Source organism: Pseudokineococcus marinus, from assembly GCF_013004605.1.
Classification (GTDB): domain Bacteria; phylum Actinomycetota; class Actinomycetes; order Actinomycetales; family Quadrisphaeraceae; genus Pseudokineococcus; species Pseudokineococcus marinus.
In genome coordinates, this window is the sequence record NZ_JABEMA010000276.1 from 1 (window position 1) to 4144 (window position 4144).

A 4144-nucleotide genomic window follows, 5' to 3' on the forward strand; every position below is an offset into this window, starting at 1 on the left:
CGCGGCGCTCGGCCGCCCCGACGACGCGGCGGAGGGCGGCCCCACGGGCTGGGACCACCGCACCGCTCCCGTGCCCGCCGTGTGGGGCGCGGGCGCCGTCACGCTCGTCGGCGACGCCGCGCACGTCATGCCCCCGAGCCTCGGCCAGGGGGTCAACCAGGCGCTCGAGGACGCCCACGCGCTGGCCGCCGCGCTGGCGGTCCTCCCGGTCGGGGCCGCGACGGCCGACGTGGCGGCGGCGCTGCGGGGCTACGAGGCCCGACGGGCGCGCCAGGTCCGCCCCGTGGCGGCCCTGGCCGGCAGCGAGCAGGCGATCACCCACCGCGCGCTGAGCCGCGGCGTCATGCGTTCCCTGCCCGACGCCTGGGCGCTCGGGCTGTGGGGCTCGATGGTGCGCCGCAGCAGCGCCGCCCTCGCGGGCTGACCTCGCGAGCCGCGAACGGCTCGGGCGTCGCCCCCGAGCCCTGCGCCTCGAACGCCCCGCCTCGAACGACCTACGCCTCGATCGACAGGTTGCCGAGGGGCTTCGAGGAGCAGAGCAGCACCTTGCCCATCCTGACCTCGCGCGGCCGGATGCCGCCGTTGTGCTGCATGTCCACCTCCCCCTCGAGGAGGGTCGCCTTGCACGTGCCGCACACGCCCTCGCTGCACGACGACGGCGGCGTGAGCCCGGCGCGGAAGGCGGCCTGCAGCACCGTCTCGTCCGCCCCGCACTCGATGCTGCGCCCGCTGCGCGTGAGCTGGACGACGTACGTGGGCGTCGCCCCCTCCTCCGCGGCCGGCTCGTCGGCGCCGCCCGCGAGCGGCTGCCCGTGGGCGTCCGTCGGCTCGTAGGGCACCAGGGCGTCGGCCACGCCGTCGCCGAACTCGGCGCGCGGCAGCTCCTCGAAGGTGAAGGTCTCCTCGTGCCGGCGCGCGGGGTCGTGGCCGACGGCGAGCAGCGCCTCCCGCACCATCCGCATGTACGGCTCGGGGCCGCAGACGAAGACCTCCCGCTCGCGCAGGTCCGGCACGAGGTCCGCGAGGCGCTGCGCGTCCAGCCGCCCGCGGTGGCCCCGCCACCGCTCCCCCTCCGGGACGGTGCTGGCGAGGGTCTCGACGCGCAGGTGGGTGCCGATGGCGTCCATGGCGCGCAGCTCGTCGCGGAAGATGACGTCCGCCGGGGTGCGCACGCTGTTGAGCAGGACGACGTCCGCCGTCGAGCCGAGGTCCACGAGCGTCCGCGCCATGGACATCATCGGCGTGATGCCGGAGCCGGCGGCGAGGAAGAGGTACTTGTCGGCCGGGTGGCGGACGGTGGTGAAGCCCCCGAGCGGGGCGTGGACGACGAGCTCGCTGCCCTCGCGCACGTGGGCGTGCAGCCACTCCGAGACGACGCCGCCCGGCTGGCGCTTGACCGTGATGGTGAGCAGGTACGGGCGCGTGGGGGGCGAGGACACGGTGTAGGAGCGCATCCGCTCCACGCCGTCGACGGTGAGCCGCAGGGTGACGAACTGGCCGGGCTCGAAGTGGAAGAGGTGCCCGTCCCCCTTCGTCGCGAAGGTGAAGCTCTTCGTGTCGTGGCTGATGTCGCGCACGTGCCGGCAGACGAGCACGGACTCGTCCTCGGCGTCCCCCCAGCAGGAGAGCGTGGACGGGTGCGCGACCTGGTGCACCGCCGGGACGGTGACGGCCTCGGCGAGGGCGTCGGTGGTGGTGGACACGGGCGGCCCTCCTGCGGCGGCGCTCAGTCGCCCGAGCGGGCGTCGGGGACGGTGGGCGGCACGGCGTCCGGCCCGAGGTGCTCGCGCAGCCGGGTGACGTACCAGCTGACGAAGGCCTCGACGTCGTCCTCGACCATCGAGTAGGGCCCCGGGACGTACGCCGGGTCGGCGACGCCCTTCTGCGTCGCGGCGACCAGCGCCCGGTCCTGCTCGTTGGTCGCGTCCCAGACCGCCCGGAGGGTCGCGAGGTCGTAGTCGACCCCCTCCTCGGCGTCGGGGTGCACCAGCCAGGTCGTGCGCAGGACGCTCGTCGACACCGACGTCGGCATGACGGAGAAGACGACGGCGTGGTCGCCGAGGACGTGGAACCACGAGTTCGGCTGCAGGTGGATCGACAGGTCGCCGAAGACGGGGTCCTGCACGTCGCCGAGCAGCCGGCGGCTGAGCGAGGCGCCGTGCGCGCCGAAGGACCTGCCCTCGCCGTCGAGCGGCATGTGCGTGAGCTGGAAGCCCACGACGCGGTCGGCGAGCTGGCGGTGGTCGACCATCGGCACCCCCTGCGCCCGGCGGACGACCTCCAGGTCCGCCGCCGCCCGCTGGTACCGCTCGTACAGGGGGCGGAGGCGGGGGCTGATGTCCTCCTCGTCGTAGGCGAAGAGGGGGAAGTAGGCGGTGATGAGCTCGGGGTGCCCGTCGCAGTGGTAGCACTCCCGGTTGTTCTCCATGACGAGCTTCCAGTTGCCCTGCTCCGCGAGGTCGTGCTGCGCGGCGACCTTCGCCTCGCCGAGCCGGTAGGGCCGCAGGTGCGGCTCGACGAGCTCCGCGACGGCGTCGAAGTCCTCCGGCGCCTCGTCGGCGAGGCAGATGAACACGAGACCGGCGAGGTCGCGCACGTGCACGGGCCGCAGCGAGAAGCAGGTCTTGTCGAAGCCCGGCGGCTGCGCCTCCGCGTGGAGCAGCGAGCCCTCGAGGTCGTACGTCCAGCGGTGGTAGGGGCACACGATGTTGCCGACGAAGCCGCGGTCCTCGAGCAGCCGGGACCCGCGGTGGCGGCACACGTTGTGGAAGGCGCGGACCTGCTCGTCGTCGTCGCGGACGACGACGACCGAGGAGGAGCCCACGTCGACGGTGAGGTAGTCGCCCGCCTCGGGGATCTCGGCGGCCGCCGCGGCGAAGATCCACTGGCGGGAGAAGACGACGTCGAGGTCGAGCGCGTGGACGTCCTCGTCGGTGTAGAAGGCGCTCTCGAGGCTCGTGCCCGGGCGGCGCCGGCGCAGGAGCTCGGCGACCGGCACCCGCTCGCTCGTCGTGGTGGCGCTGGACTCCTGGAGCTCGGCGGTCACGGGGACCACCTCCATCTCGTGCTGAGCGGACTGCGGGGTGGCGGGTGGGGCACGCCGGGGGCGAGGGGTGCGGCGGTCGGATACGCCCTCGGCCGAGGAGGTTGCGTCTCGCATCGCGCGACGGTCTCTCCTGCCGATACGGCGAGCATGTGAGCAGGTCACAGGTGTGTCAAGGGGGCGCACGGACTTCCGCACCACCTCGGGCGGGAGCGGGCCGCAGCGCCCGTCCACGGCCCGGGGCGGGCCCGCGCCGTGGTTACCGTCGTCGCGTGAGCGAGAGCGAGGTGGCCACCCGGGCGCCGACGGTCCAGTCCGTCGAGCGGGCCGTCTCCATCCTCCAGTCACTGGCCTCGCTGGGCTCCGCGGGCGTCACCGAGATCGCGGCGGACGTGGGCGTGCACAAGGCCACGGCCCACCGCCTCCTCGCCACGCTCGAGGCGCGCGGCCTCGTGAGCCAGGACGCCGACCGGGGCGCCTACCGGCTCGGCCGCACGGTGCTGCAGCTCGCGGCCGCCGCCAGCCGGCCCGACGACGTCGTGAGCGCGTGCCGCCCGCTGTGCGACGCGCTCGCGGCGGAGGTCGGCGAGACGGTGAACCTCGTGGTGAGCGACGGCCGCCAGATCATCACCGTGTACCAGGCGGTCGGCGACGCGATCCTCGCCAGCCGCGACTTCGTCGGCAAGCACGACCCGCTGCACGCGACGGCGGCGGGCAAGGTCTTCCTCGCCCGCCTGCCGGCGGCGCGCGTGGACGAGCTGGTGCGCGGCGGGCTCGAGCGCTTCACGGCCTCGACCATCGTGGACCCCGACGCGCTGCGCGCCGAGCTGGCGCGGGTCCGCGAGCAGGGGTGGGCAGCGACCCGCGAGGAGCACGAGGTCGGCCTCGTGGTCGCCGCCGCGCCCGTCCTCGGCGCCGAGGGGACCCCCGTGGCGGCGATGACGGTGAGCGGGCCCACCTACCGCCTCACCGACGAGACGCTGCCCGGTCTGGTGGAGCGGCTCACGGGCGCCGCCGAGCGCGCTGCCTGGCGCCTCGGCGCCCTGCGGCGCGGCTGAGCGCCGCCCCTCCCGCTGACCGCTCCGCCCGCCGGACGCCCCG

4 protein-coding genes are annotated in these 4144 nt (G+C 75.1%); 2 read left to right on the forward strand and 2 right to left on the reverse strand.

The genetic code is table 11. From position 1 onward, the window contains the following. Window positions 1–424 (forward strand): FAD-dependent monooxygenase (locus HLB09_RS19475; RefSeq protein WP_171203942.1); only part of this gene is annotated, 424 nt, incomplete at its 5' end. A 70-nt stretch (window positions 425–494) separates the two neighbouring features. Here HLB09_RS19475 and HLB09_RS13920 read toward each other — a convergent pair. Together HLB09_RS13920 and HLB09_RS13925 are read right to left on the reverse strand one after the other, a co-directional pair. Next, the gene (locus tag HLB09_RS13920) at window positions 495–1703 is read right to left on the reverse strand and encodes an FAD-binding oxidoreductase (protein ID WP_212771092.1); all 1209 of its coding nucleotides are present in this window, start codon (window positions 1701–1703) and stop codon (window positions 495–497) included. Window positions 1704–1726: 23 nt separating this feature from the next. Then, on the reverse strand, window positions 1727–3046 hold the full coding sequence (locus tag HLB09_RS13925) for an aromatic ring-hydroxylating oxygenase subunit alpha (protein ID WP_212771093.1): 1320 nt from the start codon (window positions 3044–3046) through the stop codon (window positions 1727–1729). Between the two features lie 269 nt (window positions 3047–3315). On the opposite strand from HLB09_RS13925, the gene HLB09_RS13930 reads away from it, so the two are divergent. After that, window positions 3316–4101, forward strand: coding sequence for an IclR family transcriptional regulator (locus HLB09_RS13930; RefSeq protein ID WP_171203944.1), 786 nt, complete (start codon window positions 3316–3318; stop codon window positions 4099–4101). Window positions 4102–4144: the final 43 nt, after the last annotated feature.